The organism is Streptomyces rimosus subsp. rimosus, assembly GCF_000720725.1.
In the GTDB taxonomy this organism is placed as follows: Bacteria; Actinomycetota; Actinomycetes; order Streptomycetales; family Streptomycetaceae; genus Streptomyces; species Streptomyces rimosus_A.
This window is the reverse complement of the sequence record NZ_JOCQ01000001.1, coordinates 154,253-171,221: the sequence shown is the minus strand read 5'-3', so window position 1 is coordinate 171,221 and position 16,969 is coordinate 154,253. Positions and strand designations below refer to the sequence as shown.

The 16,969-nt window shown below is 72.8% G+C and carries 19 protein-coding genes; 13 read left to right on the top strand and 6 right to left on the bottom strand.

Annotation, left to right across the window (positions count from 1 at the left end; translation table 11 throughout):
* Window positions 1-34 precede the first annotated feature (34 nt).
* The 3 genes from IH45_RS0100760 to IH45_RS1000000144920 all read right to left on the bottom strand — a co-directional run bounded on the left by IH45_RS0100760 (window position 35) and on the right by IH45_RS1000000144920 (window position 1,781).
* Window positions 35-379 (bottom strand): type II toxin-antitoxin system Phd/YefM family antitoxin, encoded by a 345-nt coding sequence (locus IH45_RS0100760; protein ID WP_030659735.1) that lies wholly within the window; start codon window positions 377-379, stop codon window positions 35-37.
* 88 nt (window positions 380-467) lie between these two features.
* Window positions 468-788, bottom strand: coding sequence for a hypothetical protein (locus IH45_RS0100755; protein WP_030659734.1), 321 nt, complete (start codon window positions 786-788; stop codon window positions 468-470).
* A gap of 321 nt (window positions 789-1,109) precedes the next feature.
* Window positions 1,110-1,781: a GntR family transcriptional regulator gene (locus tag IH45_RS1000000144920; protein ID WP_030659733.1), complete on the bottom strand. Its 672-nt coding sequence runs from the start codon at window positions 1,779-1,781 to the stop codon at window positions 1,110-1,112.
* A gap of 318 nt (window positions 1,782-2,099) precedes the next feature.
* On the opposite strand from IH45_RS1000000144920, the gene IH45_RS0100745 reads away from it, so the two are divergent.
* From IH45_RS0100745 to IH45_RS0100730, 4 genes are all read left to right on the top strand, one after another.
* A complete protein-coding gene (locus tag IH45_RS0100745; RefSeq protein WP_030659732.1) occupies window positions 2,100-2,735 on the top strand; it encodes an ATP-dependent Clp protease proteolytic subunit in 636 nt (211 codons plus the stop codon).
* Window positions 2,736-2,741: 6 nt separating this feature from the next.
* Window positions 2,742-3,065 (top strand): hypothetical protein, encoded by a 324-nt coding sequence (locus IH45_RS0100740; protein WP_030659730.1) that lies wholly within the window; start codon window positions 2,742-2,744, stop codon window positions 3,063-3,065.
* Window positions 3,066-3,735: 670 nt separating this feature from the next.
* Complete coding sequence (locus tag IH45_RS0100735) at window positions 3,736-4,209, top strand: C40 family peptidase (protein WP_030659729.1); 474 nt, start codon at window positions 3,736-3,738, stop codon at window positions 4,207-4,209.
* Window positions 4,210-4,395: 186 nt separating this feature from the next.
* Window positions 4,396-4,968, top strand: coding sequence for a DUF6328 family protein (locus IH45_RS0100730; protein WP_030659727.1), 573 nt, complete (start codon window positions 4,396-4,398; stop codon window positions 4,966-4,968).
* 792 nt (window positions 4,969-5,760) lie between these two features.
* Here the strand turns inward: IH45_RS0100730 and IH45_RS0100725 are convergent.
* Entirely contained in the window at window positions 5,761-6,189 is a 429-nt protein-coding gene (locus IH45_RS0100725) for an ATP-binding protein (protein WP_030659725.1), read from the bottom strand.
* A gap of 301 nt (window positions 6,190-6,490) precedes the next feature.
* Between IH45_RS0100725 and IH45_RS0100720 the strand changes: the two genes are divergently transcribed.
* Both IH45_RS0100720 and IH45_RS0100715 read left to right on the top strand, forming a co-directional pair.
* Window positions 6,491-7,375, top strand: coding sequence for a helix-turn-helix domain-containing protein (locus IH45_RS0100720; RefSeq protein ID WP_030659723.1), 885 nt, complete (start codon window positions 6,491-6,493; stop codon window positions 7,373-7,375).
* 9 nt (window positions 7,376-7,384) lie between these two features.
* A complete protein-coding gene (locus IH45_RS0100715) occupies window positions 7,385-7,627 on the top strand; it encodes a DUF397 domain-containing protein (RefSeq protein WP_030659721.1) in 243 nt (80 codons plus the stop codon).
* 24 nt (window positions 7,628-7,651) lie between these two features.
* On the opposite strand, the gene IH45_RS0100710 is transcribed toward IH45_RS0100715, so the two are convergent.
* A complete protein-coding gene (locus tag IH45_RS0100710) occupies window positions 7,652-8,893 on the bottom strand; it encodes an 8-amino-7-oxononanoate synthase (protein WP_234440377.1) in 1,242 nt (413 codons plus the stop codon).
* 146 nt (window positions 8,894-9,039) lie between these two features.
* Between IH45_RS0100710 and bioB the strand changes: the two genes are divergently transcribed.
* The 5 genes from bioB to IH45_RS0100685 all read left to right on the top strand — a co-directional run bounded on the left by bioB (window position 9,040) and on the right by IH45_RS0100685 (window position 14,577).
* A complete protein-coding gene (gene bioB / locus IH45_RS0100705; RefSeq protein WP_030659717.1) occupies window positions 9,040-10,245 on the top strand; it encodes a biotin synthase BioB in 1,206 nt (401 codons plus the stop codon).
* Window positions 10,238-11,560, top strand: coding sequence for an adenosylmethionine--8-amino-7-oxononanoate transaminase (locus IH45_RS0100700; protein WP_030659715.1), 1,323 nt, complete (start codon window positions 10,238-10,240; stop codon window positions 11,558-11,560). The genes bioB and IH45_RS0100700 overlap by 8 nt, the downstream gene beginning before the upstream one ends.
* Before the next feature lie 98 nt (window positions 11,561-11,658).
* Window positions 11,659-12,345 (top strand): dethiobiotin synthase, encoded by a 687-nt coding sequence (gene bioD, locus IH45_RS0100695; protein ID WP_030659712.1) that lies wholly within the window; start codon window positions 11,659-11,661, stop codon window positions 12,343-12,345.
* A gap of 117 nt (window positions 12,346-12,462) precedes the next feature.
* A complete protein-coding gene (locus IH45_RS0100690) occupies window positions 12,463-13,122 on the top strand; it encodes a class I SAM-dependent methyltransferase (RefSeq protein ID WP_030659710.1) in 660 nt (219 codons plus the stop codon).
* Window positions 13,123-13,290: 168 nt separating this feature from the next.
* Window positions 13,291-14,577 carry an alpha/beta hydrolase family protein gene (locus IH45_RS0100685; RefSeq protein ID WP_050514411.1) on the top strand — a complete coding sequence of 429 codons (1,287 nt, stop codon included), beginning with the start codon at window positions 13,291-13,293 and terminating at the stop codon, window positions 14,575-14,577.
* On the opposite strand, the gene IH45_RS0100680 is transcribed toward IH45_RS0100685, so the two are convergent.
* Window positions 14,564-15,151 (bottom strand): dihydrofolate reductase family protein, encoded by a 588-nt coding sequence (locus IH45_RS0100680; RefSeq protein WP_030659705.1) that lies wholly within the window; start codon window positions 15,149-15,151, stop codon window positions 14,564-14,566. The genes IH45_RS0100685 and IH45_RS0100680 overlap by 14 nt on opposite strands.
* A gap of 70 nt (window positions 15,152-15,221) precedes the next feature.
* Between IH45_RS0100680 and IH45_RS0100675 the strand changes: the two genes are divergently transcribed.
* Both IH45_RS0100675 and IH45_RS0100670 read left to right on the top strand, forming a co-directional pair.
* The gene (locus IH45_RS0100675) at window positions 15,222-15,797 is read left to right on the top strand and encodes a TetR/AcrR family transcriptional regulator (RefSeq protein WP_030659703.1); all 576 of its coding nucleotides are present in this window, start codon (window positions 15,222-15,224) and stop codon (window positions 15,795-15,797) included.
* 216 nt (window positions 15,798-16,013) lie between these two features.
* Window positions 16,014-16,967 (top strand): ABC transporter ATP-binding protein, encoded by a 954-nt coding sequence (locus IH45_RS0100670; RefSeq protein ID WP_030659701.1) that lies wholly within the window; start codon window positions 16,014-16,016, stop codon window positions 16,965-16,967.
* Window positions 16,968-16,969 lie beyond the last annotated feature (2 nt).

Sequence of the window (16,969 nt, the reverse complement as noted above, 5' to 3'; positions counted from 1 at the left end):
GTCCGGGCGGCGACGGCCGCCGGCGCGGGACCGGTCAGTGCTCCCCCGCGCCCGGACCGCCGTGCTCCGCGAACCCCCCGGGCACCCCGCGGTCGCCGGCCGCGCCCCGGTGCTCCGCCGCGATGCCGAAGCGGCGCCACTCGCCGGGCGCGGCCGGGAACGGCCGCACCGAGGAGACCGTGCTGATCACCTGCTCCTCCGCCGCGGCCTCCTCCGCCTCCCGGCACGCGTCCAGACGCTCCAGGTCGGCGGCGGACACCAGGCCGACCAGCGGCTTGCCGTGGCGCGTGACGACCACCCGCTCGCCGCCGTAGACGACGCGGTTGATCAGATCCGCCAGCTCCGCCCGAGCCTGTGTCACCGGAATTTCGTAAGCCATGCTCCTAGCTTAGGTCGCGTCCACGACATCCCGGCCAGGGCGGCGGCGGGCGGCCCGGCAGCGCTGCCGGGCCGCCCGCCGGGTGCGGTCAGGTGGTGGTCCGGTCGACGGTGTCGGTGGTGTCGGTGATGTCGCGGCTGCCGCACTTGGCCAGGCCGCGGCTGATCATGTAGCCGATGGTCAGCAGCGTGACATAGAGCCATGCCTGGCCGGCGGGGAAACGGTCTGTCTCGGCGGCGTTGGCGCCTACGACGGCGGAGGCGACCAGCACCGCGACGACCGCGGCGAGGTAGACGAAGAACTCGGTGCTCTTGAACGCGGGCTTGGTCTCCGCGCTCGTGGGCCGCTCGGTTCGGGCGGCCCGGGACCGGCCGGATTCCGGGTATCCGGCGGATGAAGCGGTAGCCATCGCGTCCCTCCTGGACTCGACTCGGCCCGATGGGCTTCGGGCCGCCCGGCGGGTACCCGGGCGGCCACAGCGGCAACGGGGGCAAGCGTAGGGCCGGATTCCGCAAGGGAGCCTTCGGCCAGGGGCCCGGGCGCCCGGTGTCGCCTCCGCGGGCCGGAGGGGTTCCCCGAGCGGCCGGCGGTGCACCAGAGGCAGTCCGGTGCGCCGCACGCCGGGCCGGTGACGGAGGGCACGGCAGACTTCGGCCGGAACATACCGCAGAGGAAACGCAGGGAGCTGCCCGGCTGCGCCGGTCCGTTCCTCAGCCGCCCGTCTGACGGATCACATGCCGGTCATGCCGCCCGCGCGCGACCAATAGTCGTCGACGCACCGCAGCGCGCGCTGCCGGTCGCCTGCCGCGCACGCTGCCAGCAGGCCGCTCCAGACATCCCCCGGCTCGTCGGCAGGCAGCGGGATTTCGAGATGCTGCGCCCGCTGCCATACGGAAGCGAGCTGGGTCACGGCGTCGTACAGGGGCCGGTTGCGGCAGGCGTGGACGAAGACGCTCCACAGCGCACGCTCGGCAGCGGCGGCTTCCACCGCGTTCCGGCGGGCGGCGGCGCGGGCGTACGCGTCAGCGGAGTTACGGAGACCGTCGAGGGCGTCCTCGGCGAGCGGCCATGGCGCGGTCAGCAGCGCGGTGCGGTACAGACCGTGCAGGACGGCCGCCGTGTGCCGGCGGGTGGTGGCGTCGTCCGTCGTCACCCGTACCGTCTCCGGCTCCGCGTACTCGACGAGCCGCTGCGCGGCGAGCTGGAGCAGCGCTTCCCGGAGCGGGGCGAGAGGAGCACCGAGCCGCGCGGCGAGCCGCGCCTCCTCGTACTCCTGGCCGGGCGCCAGAGTGCCGTTGACGAGTGCTTCGGCCAGCGCGCTGTGGATGCGCTCCCGCAGCGCGTGGCGGTCGTCGGTGGCGGCCTTCGGCGGCAGGGGCGTCAGGTGGGACAAGTCGGGCATCGGGCGTCCTCTGCGGGGTGTTACGGCGTACGGCGCCCATTGTGCACGCCATCACCCCGGGAGGGTCCCGGCCGGGCCCCTCGACCGGGCGTTGTCCGGCCAGGCGCCCCGGCCGCGGTGACAGGCCTTGCCACCTCACAGGCAGTCAGGTGCCGTGGTCTCAATCGCTGCTGACACCGCATGAGGCGTTTCGCTCTCAGCGAGCGTCCGGCACTCCACCCCCGAAAGCCATTGCCTTCCGTACCGGAAACGTGCTCCCATCAAGCCCTACGTACGTTCTGTACATTCTTTACAGATGAACAGCGAAGAGGAGTCCCCATGAACCGCCCCGAGGCCCGCTACGTCCTCCCGGAGTTCACCGAGCGCACCTCGTACGGGGCCCGGACCATGGACCCCTACTCCAAGCTGCTCAGCGAGCGGATCATCTTCCTCGGCACCCCGATCGACGACACCGCGGCCAACGACGTGATCGCGCAGCTCATGCACCTCGACCACGACGCGCCCGACCGGGACATCTCGCTCTACATCAACTCCCCCGGCGGCTCGTTCACCGCGATGACCGCGATCTACGACTCGATGCAGTTCGTGGGCTGCGACATCGAGACCATCTGCCTGGGCCAGGCGGCCTCCGCCGCCGCGGTGCTGCTGGCGGCCGGCACGCCGGGCAAGCGCCTCGCCCTGCCGGGCGCCCGGATCCTCATCCACCAGCCCTCGTTCGGCGAACCGGTCCAGGGCCAGGCCGACGACCTGCGGATCCAGGCCGATGAACTGCTGCGCACGCGCGCGCTGCTGGAGGAACTGCTGGCGAAGCACACCGGCCGGCCCGCCGAGCAGATCACCGAAGACCTCGAACGCGACAAGATCCTCGACGCCGCGGCCGCAGTCGAGTACGGGCTGATCGACGGACTCACCCGCAGCCGCAAGGCGCACTCCGCGGCGCCCGGCGCGAGGTGAGCCGGGATGCTGCCGCCCGAACTGCCGCCACTGCCCGCGCTGACCCGCGCCGAGGGTGAGTTCATCGACAGCTACTTGGCGGTCCTGGACCTGCTGGGCCGGATCAACCCGGCGCGCGGCACGGACACCTACGGCGGACTGCGGGCCGCACAGGCCCTGGTCGGCAAGTCCATCGCCCTGCGGGACGCATTGACGCTGATGCACGACCGGGGCGAACGCGAGGTGCACGCCGGGACGCTGGCGCAGGCCCTGCGCGTACTGGACGGCGAGCGCCGCGCGCGACTCGTCTCCGTACCCCCGGCGCGCAGCCGGCCCGCGCCGCCACCGTGAAGGCGACGCGCGAAGTTGACGTTCAGCCGCGCCCGCCGGGAGGGCGTCCGGACGGGGGTCGGACGCCCTCCCTCCTTCCCCCTGCCGCCCTTTGATGCCCATCCGCCTCAACAGGCACTTGCCGGACGGGAGCGACAGAGCCGGACAGGAGGTGCCGGAGCACCCCAAGAGCACAGGAACACGCCGACACGGAGCCCGATCGGGCTCGCCCGGACGGCGTAGTCACGGAGTCGGCCCCTGCGCCACACGGCTTGCGCGGTACGCGTACGTGTCGCCCGGAACGCCCGGTTCCGGGCCTGGTACGCGGGTCCTCACCCCTCCCGGCGCCCCGGCGAAACACCCACTGTCCACCCGAACGGCGCAGGCGTGACCAACCTCACATATCATCGTTTCTGCTCGGAATCCGGGCGCCGGTTGCGCAACGATCGCTCCGACGACAAGCCCCCGCCACAGCGGTGGGGCGGTCCGGACGGACGCCCAATCCTGCCGCCGCACCGGACGTCTGGTCGATGCGCCTGGATCGGCAGGAGCGGAGGACCCGAGCACGACGGGACCGGCGGCCACCGCGGCCGCACGGGCCCTTGGGGTGAAGTCGCCACCGCGACCGGGCATCTTCGCCTGCCCGAACCCGACAGGTACTCCTTCGTCGGCGGCTGACGAAGGGTTGCGCATGAGCGCGCGTACCACCGTTTCCCCCCTGCTGGTGCGAGCCGGGCTGGTCTCGGCCGTCGCACTCGCCACGGTCGGCGGAACATTGGTCGTACCTGGAGCCTCCGCGGACGCGGAAGCCGCGTCCACCTCGGCGGCGGCGCTGCGGATAGCCGCCTCCAAGAAGGGCTCGCCGTACAAGTACGGGGCCAGCGGACCGTACCGTTTCGACTGCTCAGGGCTGACGCTGTACTCGTTCAAACGGGCCGGCAAGCGGCTGCCACGCACCGCGGCGGCCCAGTACAACCGCACCCGGCACCTGTCCGCGTCCTCGCGCCGCCTCGGCGATCTGGTCTTCTTCCACTCGCGCCGGGGGATTTACCACGTGGGCATCTACGCGGGCAACGGCAAGATCTGGCACGCGCCCAAGCCGGGCACCGTGGTGCGCCTGGAACGCATCTGGTCGCGCAGCGTCTCGTACGGCCGGGTCCGCTGACGCGGCCGTCCCGAGTTGTCCTGTAGCCGGCCTGCAACTGTCCTGAAAGAGCGTGCGTACGGGACCGGGTGCGCCCCGGGGCCCCGTGCCCGGGTACGCACTCCGGCACCCGTACGCACGCGAGGGCGCCCGTACGTACATGAACGCGCCAGGAATGTTCAACGCGCCGGTGGATACCCGGCCACAATGGTCCCCTTCACCGACGACGACCGGAACGCGACGCCCGAACCGCACCAGCCGTCCGGGTCCGCCCGCTACACCGTGTGCGCGGACCGCAACGAGACGCCCCTGGAGCGCTACGACCGCAACTTCGGCGAACTGCTCCAGGAACTGCGCGTCCTGCAGACCGGTGTGCAGATCCTGTTCGCGTTCCTGCTGACGCTGGCCTTCACCCCGCGCTTCGTGTCCCTGGACACCACGCAACGCGGCTTCTACGTCGGTACGTTGCTGCTGGCCGTGCTGGCGACGCTGCTGCTCACGGCGCCGGCCGCGGTGCACCGGGTGCTGTTCCGGCGGCGCGCGAAGCGGCTGATCGTGGAGGTCTCGGCGCGACTGACGGCGGCCGGCATGGCGGTGCTCGCGCTGGCGCTGGCCGGTGCCGTCCTGCTCGTCGTCGATGTCGTCCTGGGGCGCGGCGCGGGTGTGACGGCGGGCTCCGTGACGCTGGTGACATGCGGCGGCCTGTGGGCGCTGCTGCCCCGCGTACTGGGGCACCGGAACGGGCACATCAAGCCCGCGGTCCGCGACTCGTCCTCCTGAGAGCCCTCCGCCCGGCCCGGCGAACCCCCGCGGTACCCCGGGAGGCCGGCGGACACCGCGCGGTGGAAATCTTTTGTGACCTGGTCGTCCTTGCTTTGGCGGCGGCGAACCGATGGAGTCTCCTTAGCACGTGAGGAGACCCATGCACACGCACCTGCCCCAGCCCCCGCACACCAGGACCGACTCGTGAACCTGCGCGGACTTCTGCGCCGCCGCTCCCCCGCCGCCCCCTGCCCGGCCTGCGGCAGCACGGACGTGCTGTGGGAGGACGAGGGGGTCTACGGCGCCGGCGAGCTCCTGTGGTGGTGCGCGTCCTGCCTGCATCAGTGGCATCCGGGCGATCTTGTGGGCGGAGTGTCCGCGGGCGGAGAGCCGGCAGGCGGAGAGCCGATGGGCGGAACCCCGGCGAACGGCGGTCGCGTGGCGGGCGGTCCCGCGCATGGCGGTTTCGCGCCGCCCCCGGCCCCATCCGTCCCTCCCGTAATCACCGCCCCTCCCGCAACCACGGCTTCGGCCGTCCCCCAAGCCACCCCGCCCCCAGCCATCCCTGGACCGGTCACCGCCCCCGGACCGGCCACCGTCGCCGAGCGCGTCATGTACGCCGCCGGGCTCACGCCGCTCGTCCCCTGCCCCGGCGCCTACGAGCCGTGGCCGTGCCGCTGTTCCCGCTGCGGCCGGGAGAGCAGTCCCACCTACCGGCAGGTGCGGGACGACGGCGTGGGCTGCGCATGCGGCGGAGGGCGCCGCCGCCGGCCGCGCTTCCTCACCAAGCCGTGAGATGCCGCGCCTTCGCTAGGGAAGAAACGATTTCCATGGCAGCGTGATGCACACCGTCTTGCCCCCGGTTTCCGTCGGCTCGACCGTCAGCTGCCCTCCGGACTCCGCCGTGAGGAAGCGGACGATCACCATCCCCCGCCCGTTGTCCTGCTGGACGGCCGCCGGCAGCCGCTTCGGCCAGCGCGGATGGTCGTCGGTGACACCGATCCGCAGCCGCTCGTCGCGGTCGAGCCGGACGTCGACGGTGAAGGCCGGGGACCGGCCGAAGGTGTGCTGCACGGCGTTGGTGGCCAGCTCCGAGACGATCAGACGCACGGTGTCGGCCGTCTCCGTCCGGTCCGGCAGGCCCCATTCGGCGAGCACGCCCGTGACGTACCTGCGAGCCTCGGCGACCGAAGCCGGTGTGCTGGGCAGAGTGAGTGAGGATTCCTGGTGGTCTGCCATCGCGACCCGTCCCTTTCCCACCGAGGCTCGACACCGGCCCGCCGGAGGAAGCCGCCGTCGCTTTCCGGTCTTTTCGGCACCCTCGTCTCCGGCCTCGGACCGCTGCTGTGCGCCAGACTGCCACTCATGCTGCGACTGTGACGGGTCATCCACCAAGATGTGCATATATCTGTCGCCCGAAGCAGTGAACTCTGCTACGCGAGACCGTATTTGCGCGGCACACTGTCGGATCGGAATCGGCCACCGGGGCCGGGTGCGCGCGCACGGGGATGGCCTCACGGACAGCAACGGAGGAATCGGCATGGGGCACGGGCCCGTGGTGCGCCGCCGCAAGCTGGGCGCCGAATTACGGCGTCAGCGGACGCTCGCCGGACTCACCAGCGACGAGGCGGCCCGCCGGGTCGGGTGGCACCAGTCCAAGGTCAGCCGCATCGAGACCGGTCGCAGCGGGGCGAAACCGGGCGATGTCGAACTGCTGCTGGACGCGTACGGCGTCCGGGACGCGGAGTTGCGCGCCCTGCTGGCGGCGCTGTGCGGGGGCGGCGCGCAGGACGGCAGCGGTCGGCAGGGCTGGTGGCACACGCACCGCGACCTGCTGCCGCCGGAGTACCGGGACTTCATCAGCCTGGAGTTCGGGGCGTCGCGGGCGCGCACGCTGGAGACGACGGTGGTGCCGGGGCTGCTCCAGACGCCGGACTACGCGCGGACGGTGACCCGCGCGACGCTGTCCGGCCTGCCCGCGCGGCAGGTCGACGAGCTGGTGGAGGTGCGCATGGCCCGCCAGGAGGTGCTGCGGGGCGAGCGGCCGCTGGAGCTGTGGGCGGTGCTGGACGAGGCGGTGCTGCGGCGGGAGATCGGCTCGCCCCGGGTGATGGCGGCCCAGCTCCGCCACATTCTGGACGTGGGGCAAAGGCCGCATGTGCGACTGCAGGTGCTGCCCTTCGCGTCCGGTGTGCACATCGGCATCACCGGCCCTTTCGTTATCTTCTCCTTTCCGCTCACTTCTGACTTGGATGTGGTTGTTCTCGACCACTTGACGAGTAGCCTCTACTTGGAGCGTAAAGAGGACCTCAGGGCGTACAGCGATGCGTTCGACACGCTGCGGGGGCGCGCCCTCTCCTGCGAGAAGTCAGCGGAATTCATCGCCCGGGCCGCCGATACCTCATGGGCCGGCACCGGCGTCTGAGGAGGCACCATGTCAGTCCCGTCCGGGCACGCCCGGCCCCGCACCGTTCCGCCCGGCGTCCGGTGGCGGCGCAGCAGCCGCAGCACCGGGATGAACAACTGCGTGGAGACGGCCCGTATCGGCCCCGGGCTGCTCGCGGTGCGCGACTCGAAGAACACCGCGGGCCCGGCCCTGCTGTTCACCTCCGCCGCCTGGACGACCTTCGTCGGCGGGCTGGCCAACCACGGCTTCGCCTTCGCCGAGGCGGGGTGAGCCGGTCCGCCGTACGAAAACCTCTCAGGCCCCGGGCGCGGTCCGCAGGATCGTGCGGACCGCTTCCCGTGTCTGCCGCGGGGTCAGGTCCGCGCGGGCGGTCAGCCGGAGCCGGGAGATGCCGTCGGGTACGGACGGCGGGCGGAAGCAGCCGACCAGGAGGCCCGCGTCGCGGCAGTCCGCGGCCCACCGGACGGCCTGTTCCGGCGAGGGCGCCCGTACGGACACCACGGCGGCGTCCGGGCGGGCGGCCGTCAGCCCGGCGGCGGTGAGCCGCTCGTGGAGTTCGTCCGCCACCTCGCGCGCCCGGCTCGCGCGCTCCGGCTCGCGGCGCAGCAGCCGCAGCGCCGTGCGGGCCCCGCCGGCCGCCGCGGGGGCGAGTCCGGTGTCGAAGATGAAGGTCCGCGCGGTGTTGACCAGGTGCTCGATGACCCGGGCCGGTCCGAGGACCACGCCCCCCTGGCTGCCGAGGGACTTCGACAGCGTCGCGGTGGCGACCACGTCCGCGTCCCCGGCCAGCCCGGCCGCGTACAGCGCGCCGCGCCCCCCGTCGCCGAGCACGCCCAGCCCGTGCGCGTCGTCGACGAGCAGGGCCGCGCCTTGTGCCCGGCAGACTTCGGCGAGGGACCGCAGCGGCGCGGCGTCGCCGTCCACCGAGAAAACGGCGTCGGTGACGGCGAGCGCCGGGCCGTCATGCCCGTCCAGTGACTTGCGTACCGCGTCGGGGTCGGCGTGCGGAGCCACGACGGTCCGGGCCCTGGCGAGCCGGCAGCCGTCGATGAGCGAGGCGTGGTTGCCCGCGTCCGAGACGATCAGGCTGCCGTGGCCGCCGAGGGCGGTGACGGCGGCGAGGTTGGCCGCGTAGCCGGAGGACAGCACGAGGGCGGCCTCGAAGCCGCAGAAATCGGCGAGTTCGGCCTCCAGGCGGGCGTGCAGCTCGGTGCTGCCGGACACCAGACGGGAGCCGGTGGCGCCCGCGCCCCAGCGGTGCGCGGCCTGCGCGGCGCCGCGGGTGACCTCGGGGTGCCGGGCCAGTCCGAGGTAGTCGTTGCTCGCCAGGTCCAGCAGCGGCGACTCGACCGGCCGCGGCCGGAGGGTACGGACGAGGCCCGCCCGGCGGCGCTGTTCGCGGGCCGTGTCGATCCAGCCGAAGGCGGCGGTCCGCGCGCCGGTGCCGCGGCGGGCCGCGACCGGCTCCACCGGCACGTCGTGAGGCGGTGGCGGCCCGCCGCGGGGCGCCGGCGGAACGGGATCGTCCTGGTGCATCGGTTTCCTTCGCGTTTGTGGGCTGTCGATAGACGTTAGCGGTCGTTACGCGGTCTTACGGTGTGGCCATGCACACACCCCGAAAGAGCGCCGTTGTTGGGTTCCTCCATGGTCGCGGGCAGTGGCCGTACGTCAGGATCAGCGCCATGGATCTGCTGACAACGCTGGTGGACAAGGGGCTGCGGCGCGAATCGCCGACCCGCGAAGAGGCGCTCGCCGTACTGGCGACGTCCGACGACGACCTGCTCGACGTGGTGGCCGCGGCCGGAAAGGTGCGCCGCCGGTGGTTCGGGCGGCGGGTGAAGCTGAACTACCTGGTCAACCTGAAGTCCGGGCTGTGCCCGGAGGACTGCTCGTACTGCTCCCAGCGGCTCGGGTCCAAGGCGGAGATCCTCAAGTACACCTGGCTGAAGCCGGAGGAGGCGTCCGAGGCCGCCGCGGCCGGGGTGGCCGGCGGCGCCAAGCGGGTGTGCATCGTGGCCAGCGGCCGGGGGCCGACGGACCGGGACGTGGACCGGGTGTCGCAGACCATCGCCGCCATCAAGGAGCAGAACGAGGGCGTCGAGGTGTGCGCGTGCCTGGGCCTGCTCTCGGAGGGGCAGGCGGCCCGGCTGCGGGCCGCGGGCGCGGACGCCTACAACCACAACCTCAACACCTCCGAGGCCACCTACGGGGACATCACCACCACCCACACCTACGCCGACCGGGTCGACACGGTGCACCAGGCGCAGGCGGCGGGCCTGTCCGCCTGCTCCGGCCTGATCGCGGGCATGGGCGAGAGCGACGCGGACCTGGTGGACGTGGTGTTCGCACTGCGCGAGCTGGACCCGGACTCGGTCCCGGTGAACTTCCTGATCCCGTTCGAGGGCACCCCTCTGGCCAAGGAGTGGAACCTCACGCCCCAGCGCGCGCTGCGCATCCTGGCGATGGTCCGCTTCGTCTGCCCCGACGTCGAGGTACGGCTCGCCGGCGGTCGCGAGGTGCACCTGCGCTCCCTGCAGCCGCTCGCCCTGCACCTGGCCAACTCCATCTTCCTGGGTGACTACCTGACCAGCGAGGGCCAGGCCGGCAAGGACGACCTGGCGATGATCGCCGACGCGGGCTTCGAGGTGGAGGGCACGGATACCACCACGCTGCCGGAGCACCGTGCGGACGCGCTCGCGGGCGGGGGCTGCGGCGGGCACGGGGGCGGTGGCTGTGGGCCGTGCGGGGACGGCGACGGCGCGGCGGAAGCGGTCGCAGGGGACGGCGCACGGGCTGACGCCGACGCGTCGGCCGCCGGTGAGGCCCGTACGGACCTGGTCGCCGTCCGCCGCCGGGGCGCGGGTACGGAGCTGCCGCCGAATGCCTGAGCCCGCCCAGCTGTCCGGCCCGCTGTCCGCCCCCGAACTGCGGGCGCTCGACCGGCAGCACGTCTGGCATCCGTACGGCCCGATGCCCGGCCGGACCGATCCGCTGGTCGTCGCGTCGGCATCCGGCGTACGACTGCGGTTGGCCGAACCCGTCGAGGGCCGGACCGAATTGGTGGACGGAATGTCCTCCTGGTGGTCGGCGGTGCACGGATACAACCACCCTGTGCTCAATGAGGCCGCCCGCGGCCAGCTGGACCGGATGAGCCATGTGATGTTCGGCGGGCTCACCCATGAGCCCGCCGTGCGGCTCGCCGCCCGGCTGGTGGAGATCACTCCGGACGGCCTGGAGCACGTCTTCCTCGCCGACTCCGGATCGGTGTCGGTCGAGGTCGCCGTGAAGATGTGCCTCCAGTACTGGCGCTCGGTCGGCCGGCCCCGCAAGCAGCGGCTGATGACCTGGCGCGGCGGCTACCACGGCGACACCTGGCAGCCGATGTCGGTGTGCGACCCGGAGGGCGGCATGCACGGGCTGTGGCAGGGCGCCCTGCCCCGGCAGCTGTTCGCGGACGCGCCACCGCCGGGCTTCGACGCCCCGCCGGACCCGGCCTACGAGGCGCAGCTGCGCGACCTGATCGCCCGGCACGCCGACGAGCTGGCGGCGGTCATCGTGGAGCCGGTGGTCCAGGGCGCGGGCGGTATGTCCTTCCACTCCCCCGGCTATCTGCGGGTGCTGCGCGAGGCCTGCGACGAACACGGCGTGCTGCTCGTTCTGGACGAGATCGCCACCGGCTTCGGCCGTACGGGTTCACTGTTCGCCGCCGGGCACGCGGGCGTCACGCCCGACGTGATGTGTGTGGGCAAGGCGCTGACCGGCGGATACCTCACCATGGCCGCGACGTTGTGCACCGCCGAGGTGGCGGACGGGATCTCCCGGGGCGAGGTGCCGGTGCTCGCGCACGGCCCGACCTTCATGGGCAACCCGCTGGCCGCCGCGGTCGCCAACGCCTCGGTGGACCTGCTGCTGTCCCAGGACTGGGCCCGTGAGGTCAAGCGGATCGAGGCCGGCCTGCGGGACGGGCTCGCCGGTGCCGCGGCCCTCGAAGGCGTACGGGATGTACGGGTGCTGGGCGCGATCGGCATCGTCCAGCTCGGCCACGAGGTGGACATGGCGTCCGCGACCCGGGCCGCGGCCCGGGAGGGCGTGTGGCTGCGCCCGTTCCGCGACCTGGTGTACACGATGCCGCCGTACATCACCGGGGACGAGGACATCGCACGGATCTGCGCGGCGGTGTGCGCGGTGGCCCGGGAGAGCTGAGAGGGCCGGGCGCGGGAATGCACGCGCGAGGACCGGCATTCCGGGCGCCCGGCACGGCGACAGCCGACCTCGACGAGACGACAGGAGAAAGAACACTCATGCCGGTGCTGTTCGTTACCGGAACCTGCACGGAGATCGGGAAGACCGTGACCACGGCGGCGCTCGCCGCCACGGCCCTCGGTCAGGGCCGTTCCGTGGCCGTGCTCAAACCCGCCCAGACGGGTGTCGCCGCGCACGAGCCCGGCGACACCGCGGACGTCGTACGGCTCGCGGGCCCGCGCGTCACCACGGCGGAACTGGCCCGCTACCCCGAACCGTTGGCCCCCGCGACCGCGGCCCGCCGCGCCGGGCTGCCGCCGGTGCGCCCCGAGGAGATCGCCGAGGCCGCGGCCAAACTGGCGGCCTCGCACGACCTCGTCCTGGTCGAGGGCGCGGGCGGCCTGCTCGTGCGGTTCGACGACGAGGGCTCGACCCTCGCCGACGCGGCGCGCCTGGCCGGGGCCCCTGTGCTGGTGGTGGCGCAGGCCGGTCTGGGGGCGCTCAACGCGGTGGCGCTGACCGCGCTCGCCCTGCGGTCGTACGGCATCGACTCGCCGGGAATCGTGGTCGGCAGCTGGCCCGCGCGGCCGGGTCTCGCCGCCCGCTGCAATCTCGACGACTTCCCCGAGGCGGCCGGCGCGCCGCTCCTGGGCCGTATCCCGGAGGGAGCGGGAAGCCTGGCGCCCGAGGAGTTCCGTACGCGGGCACCGGTCTGGCTGGCGCCCGCGCTCGGCGGCACCGCGTAACCCGCCGCACGGCGCTTCCCGGTCCCCGGCACCGCATCGCGCTCCCACGGTGGTACCGCGGCACGGCAAGGGCGGACACTCGAACCGGCGAACGTCGTCCGGTGAAGGGACCCAGCCATGCCAGACCGCAGGACAGTCGAGCGGGCCATCGTGCACCACCCGGTCTTCGCCCACTGGTACGCGTGTTTCGCGGACCACCGCGCCGGACTCGCGGGCGTGCGGCGCGAGATGCTGGCCGGGCTCTCGGGCCGGGTGATCGAGATCGGCGCCGGTACGGGCCCGAACTTCGCCCACTATCCCCGTACCGTGGCGGAAGTGGTCGCGGTCGAGCCCGAACGCACGTTACGGCGCCGGGCCCTGACCGAGGCGGCACGCGCCGGTATTCCGGTGGACGTCGTACCGGCCACCGCGGAAGCGCTGCCGGTCAAGAGCGAGGCGTTCGACGCCGCGGTGGTGTCGCTGGTGCTGTGCTCGGTGCGTGACATTCAGCGCTCGCTGTCGGAACTGCGGCGGGTGCTGCGGCCGGGCGGCGAACTCCGCTTCCTGGAACACGGGCGTTCCCGGCGGCACGGGCCCGCCACGGTGCAGCGGGCCCTGGACCGTACGGTGTGGCCGCTGCTCATGGGCAACTGCCACCTGGCGCGCGACCCGCTGGGCGAGATTCGGGCGGCGGGCTTCGAGATCGGACCGTACCGGCGCGGCCGTCTGCTGCGGCACGGACCCGGTCCCGCACTGCCGTGGACGGTGGTGGGGGTGGCTCGGCGGGCGGAGGAGTAGGCGGTGGGGCGGGCGCGGAGCGCCCGCCCCGAAGCGCGGTCTCAATACTGCAACCAGAAGCCTCAGCGCAACTACCGTTCGCCGTAAGCCTTGGTACGCCTTTCGGCCACCTGGGACCAACCCACAGGCTGACGCGCCGGGCCGGTACCGGCACCTACCGTCATTCACATGATCAGAGTTCCCCGGAGAGCCGGAGCCCTGGCTCTGGCCGTCGCACTCGGCCTCCCCCTGCCGCTCGCCGCCACGGCCGGTACGGCCTGGGCCGCACCGTCGGCCACCGTACCTGCCGCTGCGCCCGCCGCGGACACCAACGCCGCCACGCCGTTACAGCTCCCCGCGCCCACCGGGCCGTATGCGGTCGGCCGCACCACACTGCCGCTCACCGACCACAGCCGCCCCGACCCCTGGGTGCCGACGGCGAAGGCCCGGGAGTTGATGGTCGACATGTACTACCCGGCCCGCCGCGGTACGGGCGCGCCCGCGCGGTATGCCACCACCGAGGAGACCCGCTTGCTGCTCAAGCAGGCGGGCCTGGAGGGCAAGGTCGAGCCCGAAAGGCTGAGCGACACGGCCGTCCACAGCCGCACGGGCGCCCGCCCGGCGGCCGGGAAGTACCCGCTGCTCGTCCTCTCCCCCGGTTTCGGCGCCTCCCGCTACTCCCTCACCGGCCTCGCGGAAGACCTCGCCAGTCGCGGTTACGTCGTCGCCACCGTCGATCACGCCTACGAGAGCATCGGGACGACGTTCCCCGGCGGCCGGACGCTGACCTGCGCGGCCTGCGAGAAGGTGGCCGGCATGGAGGGCGGCACCCGGTACGCGACGCAAGGCCGGGCCAAGGACGTCGCGTTCATCCTTGACCGGCTCACCGGCCGGCACCCCTCCTGGCGGTACGCGCACATGATCGACGGCAAGCGCATCGGCATGGCAGGCCACTCGCTCGGCGGTGCGAGCGCCGCTTCCGCCATGGCGGGCGATCACCGTATACGGGCGGGCCTCAACCTGGACGGCGCGTTCGGGGACCCCGTACCGGCCGACGGCCTCGGCTCCCGCCCCTTCCTCATGCTGGGCGCCGACGACGGGATCCACCGCCCCGGCGGCAGGGACAAGACCTGGGACCTGACGTGGAGCCGTCTGGACGGGTGGAAGCGCTGGCTGACGGTCGCGGGCGCCGACCACTACAGCTTCAGCGACGCGCCCGTCCTCGGCGACCAGCTCGGCTTCCCGATCACCGGAGCGGACCCCACGGCCCCGCGGCCCGCCCTGTCCGGCAAGCGCTCGGCCGCCATCACCCGGTCCTACGTGGCCGCCTTCTTCGACCTGCACCTGCGCCACATACCGCAGCCGCTGCTCGACGGACCGAGCAGGACCTACCCGGAGGTGAAGTTCAACGATCCGGTGCCCACCCGTACCGCCCGAGCCGATCACACTGCCCGTACGGCTCTCAGCGCCGGGTGAAGCGGGTGATGGTGACGTCGTTGGCGAAGGAGGTGCGCTCGGCCACCGCGAAGTCCGTGGGCGTGAACCCACCGTCGAACACCGGGACCCCGGCCCCCGCGACCACGGGATAGCTCTTGATGATCAGTTCGTCGATCTCCGGCAACAGTTCCCCGGCGAGCCGCCCGCCCCCGCACAGCCAGATGTCCCGGCCCTCCTCCCGCTTGAGGCCGCGGACCAGCGCGAGCGGGTCCGCGCGGACCACGGTCACGGCCGGATCGACGTCCTGCGGGAGGGTGCTCGACACCACGTACTGGCGCAGGTGCGCGTACGGGCTGGTCAGGCCCGCGTCCAGCGCGGGGCGGTAGGTGCCGAGGCCCATCACCACCGTGTCGAAGCGGACGTTGGGCGCGTCGGCCAGGCCGTGGGCGGCGCGCATGGCGGTGGGGACGGTCTCGGGGTGGCGGGCGTTGACCCACGCGGAGTAGGCGGCGGCCTGCTCCGCGTCGCCCACGGGGTAGAAGTCGAATTCACCGCCGGGGCCCGCGATGCGGCCGTCGAGGGTGACGGCGACGTAGTAGACGAGCTTGCGCATAAGAATAACTCCACCCGTAGTACTCTGCTTACAGTGGTTTGAACTTAGTACTACGAATGGAGTGGTGTCAATGGCGCGCAGGAACGACGAGCGGAGGGCCGCCCTGGTCGACGCCGCGATCGAGGTGCTGGCCAAGGAGGGCGCGCGGGGGCTGACGTTCCGGGCGGTGGACACCGAAGCCGCCGTCCCCGCCGGCACGGCCTCCAACTACTTCGCCAACCGCGACGACCTGCTCACCCAGGCGGGCGCCCGGGTCTACGAACGGCTGCAGCCCGACGAGGCCACCATCGCCCGGCAGCGGGCGAGCACGCCGGACCGGGAGACGTACGCGCAGCTGATGCGGGAGCTGATCGGCCGGATCAGTTCCTTCCGCACCGGCTACCTGGCGCTGCTCGAACTGCGCCTCGAAGCCACCCGGCGCCCCGGCCTGCGTGCCGTGCTGACCGAGCGCGTCCGTGCCGACGTGGACGCGAACGTGGCCTACCACGAGGAATCCGGCCTGCCCGGCGACGCGACGGCTGTCCGGCTGCTGTACCTGGCGTTCAACTGGCTCATCGTCGAACAGCTCACGCTGCCGGGGGTCTTCTCGGAGGCCGAACGCGACCGGCTCGTCGAGGCCGCGGTGGAGCGCATCGTGACACCGTGAGGCGGGGCGAAGGGGCACTCCCGTACCCCTCGCCCCGGCCTCCCGCCCCGGCGCACACGCGGATCATCAGGGTTGCGCTCCTCCGGCGGAACGAGAGCCGGGGCCGGGGAGGTGGCCCGTAGAGGGATTCCGGGGCGATGGATGCTGCCCTACTGTCGGGGGCCACGCGGGAGTTGCCGCCCCGTGCCGGCACGGGGCCGACGTCGGGAGGCTGACGTGTCCACATCGGTCGCGGATACGGCGAAGGGCGCAGCGGGCGGCCACGAGACGGCCGCGCGGGCGGTGTCACTGGTCAAGACGTACGGGATGGGCGAGGCCCGGGTCGTGGCGCTGGACGGCGTCGACGTGTCGATCGGGCGGGGGCGGTTCACGGCGGTGATGGGGCCCTCCGGCTCGGGGAAGTCCACGCTGATGCACTGCCTGGCGGGCCTGGACACGGTGTCCGCGGGCCGGGTGTGGCTGGGCGAGCGGGAGATCACGGGCCTGAACGACCGGCAGCTGACCCGACTGCGCCGGGACCACGTCGGCTTCATGTTCCAGTCGTTCAACCTGCTGCCGACGCTGACCGCCGAGGAGAACATCACGCTGCCCATGGACATCGCGGGCCGCAAACCGGACCGGGAGTGGCTGCGCGAGGTCATCAGCACACTGCGGCTGGGCGACCGGTTGCGGCACCGGCCCTCCCAGCTCTCCGGCGGACAGCAGCAACGGGTGGCGTGCGCGCGGGCGTTGGCCGCCCGCCCCGACCTGATCTTCGCGGACGAGCCGACCGGCAACCTGGACTCGCGCTCCGGCCTGGAGGTGCTCCAGTTCCTGCGGGAGGCGGTGGACGGGCTCGGGCAGACGGTCGTGATGGTCACCCACGACCCGAACGCCGCGGCCCACGCCGACCGCGCGCTCTACCTGGCGGACGGCCGGATCGTGGACGAGATGGCGCGGCCCACGGCGGAATCCGTACTGGAACGGATGCAGATCTTTGCCACGGGCCCGAAGGCCGCCCAGCCCCTTCCTGCAACCGGTGCCGGCCCCAGCCCCAACGCCGACTCCAACCCCGCCCCCGACCCCGACCCCGACTCCGACTCCGACTCCGAACCACCCACCGCTCCCCGCCCCGCGACCGATCCGCCCACCGGCCCCGCCTCCTCCCCCGATGCACCGCGGAACGGCTGACC

Excerpts from the sequence above, each read along its gene's own strand:
- IH45_RS0100675 (WP_030659703.1), top strand. The coding sequence starts at position 15,222 with ATGGCGCGCAGGAACGACGAGCGGAGGGCCGCCCTGGTCGACGCCGCG.
- IH45_RS0100680 (WP_030659705.1), bottom strand. The coding sequence starts at position 15,151 with ATGCGCAAGCTCGTCTACTACGTCGCCGTCACCCTCGACGGCCGCATC.
- IH45_RS0100760 (WP_030659735.1), bottom strand. The coding sequence starts at position 379 with ATGGCTTACGAAATTCCGGTGACACAGGCTCGGGCGGAGCTGGCGGAT.
- IH45_RS0100720 (WP_030659723.1), top strand. The coding sequence starts at position 6,491 with ATGGGGCACGGGCCCGTGGTGCGCCGCCGCAAGCTGGGCGCCGAATTA.
- IH45_RS0100735 (WP_030659729.1), top strand. The coding sequence starts at position 3,736 with ATGAGCGCGCGTACCACCGTTTCCCCCCTGCTGGTGCGAGCCGGGCTG.
- IH45_RS0100755 (WP_030659734.1), bottom strand. The coding sequence starts at position 788 with ATGGCTACCGCTTCATCCGCCGGATACCCGGAATCCGGCCGGTCCCGG.
- IH45_RS0100715 (WP_030659721.1), top strand. The coding sequence starts at position 7,385 with ATGTCAGTCCCGTCCGGGCACGCCCGGCCCCGCACCGTTCCGCCCGGC.
- IH45_RS0100700 (WP_030659715.1), top strand. The coding sequence starts at position 10,238 with ATGCCTGAGCCCGCCCAGCTGTCCGGCCCGCTGTCCGCCCCCGAACTG.
- IH45_RS0100740 (WP_030659730.1), top strand. The coding sequence starts at position 2,742 with ATGCTGCCGCCCGAACTGCCGCCACTGCCCGCGCTGACCCGCGCCGAG.
- bioB (WP_030659717.1), top strand. The coding sequence starts at position 9,040 with ATGGATCTGCTGACAACGCTGGTGGACAAGGGGCTGCGGCGCGAATCG.
- IH45_RS0100745 (WP_030659732.1), top strand. The coding sequence starts at position 2,100 with ATGAACCGCCCCGAGGCCCGCTACGTCCTCCCGGAGTTCACCGAGCGC.
- IH45_RS0100690 (WP_030659710.1), top strand. The coding sequence starts at position 12,463 with ATGCCAGACCGCAGGACAGTCGAGCGGGCCATCGTGCACCACCCGGTC.
- IH45_RS1000000144920 (WP_030659733.1), bottom strand. The coding sequence starts at position 1,781 with ATGCCCGACTTGTCCCACCTGACGCCCCTGCCGCCGAAGGCCGCCACC.
- bioD (WP_030659712.1), top strand. The coding sequence starts at position 11,659 with ATGCCGGTGCTGTTCGTTACCGGAACCTGCACGGAGATCGGGAAGACC.
- IH45_RS0100725 (WP_030659725.1), bottom strand. The coding sequence starts at position 6,189 with ATGGCAGACCACCAGGAATCCTCACTCACTCTGCCCAGCACACCGGCT.
- IH45_RS0100730 (WP_030659727.1), top strand. The coding sequence starts at position 4,396 with ATGGTCCCCTTCACCGACGACGACCGGAACGCGACGCCCGAACCGCAC.
- IH45_RS0100685 (WP_050514411.1), top strand. The coding sequence starts at position 13,291 with ATGATCAGAGTTCCCCGGAGAGCCGGAGCCCTGGCTCTGGCCGTCGCA.
- IH45_RS0100710 (WP_234440377.1), bottom strand. The coding sequence starts at position 8,893 with ATGCACCAGGACGATCCCGTTCCGCCGGCGCCCCGCGGCGGGCCGCCA.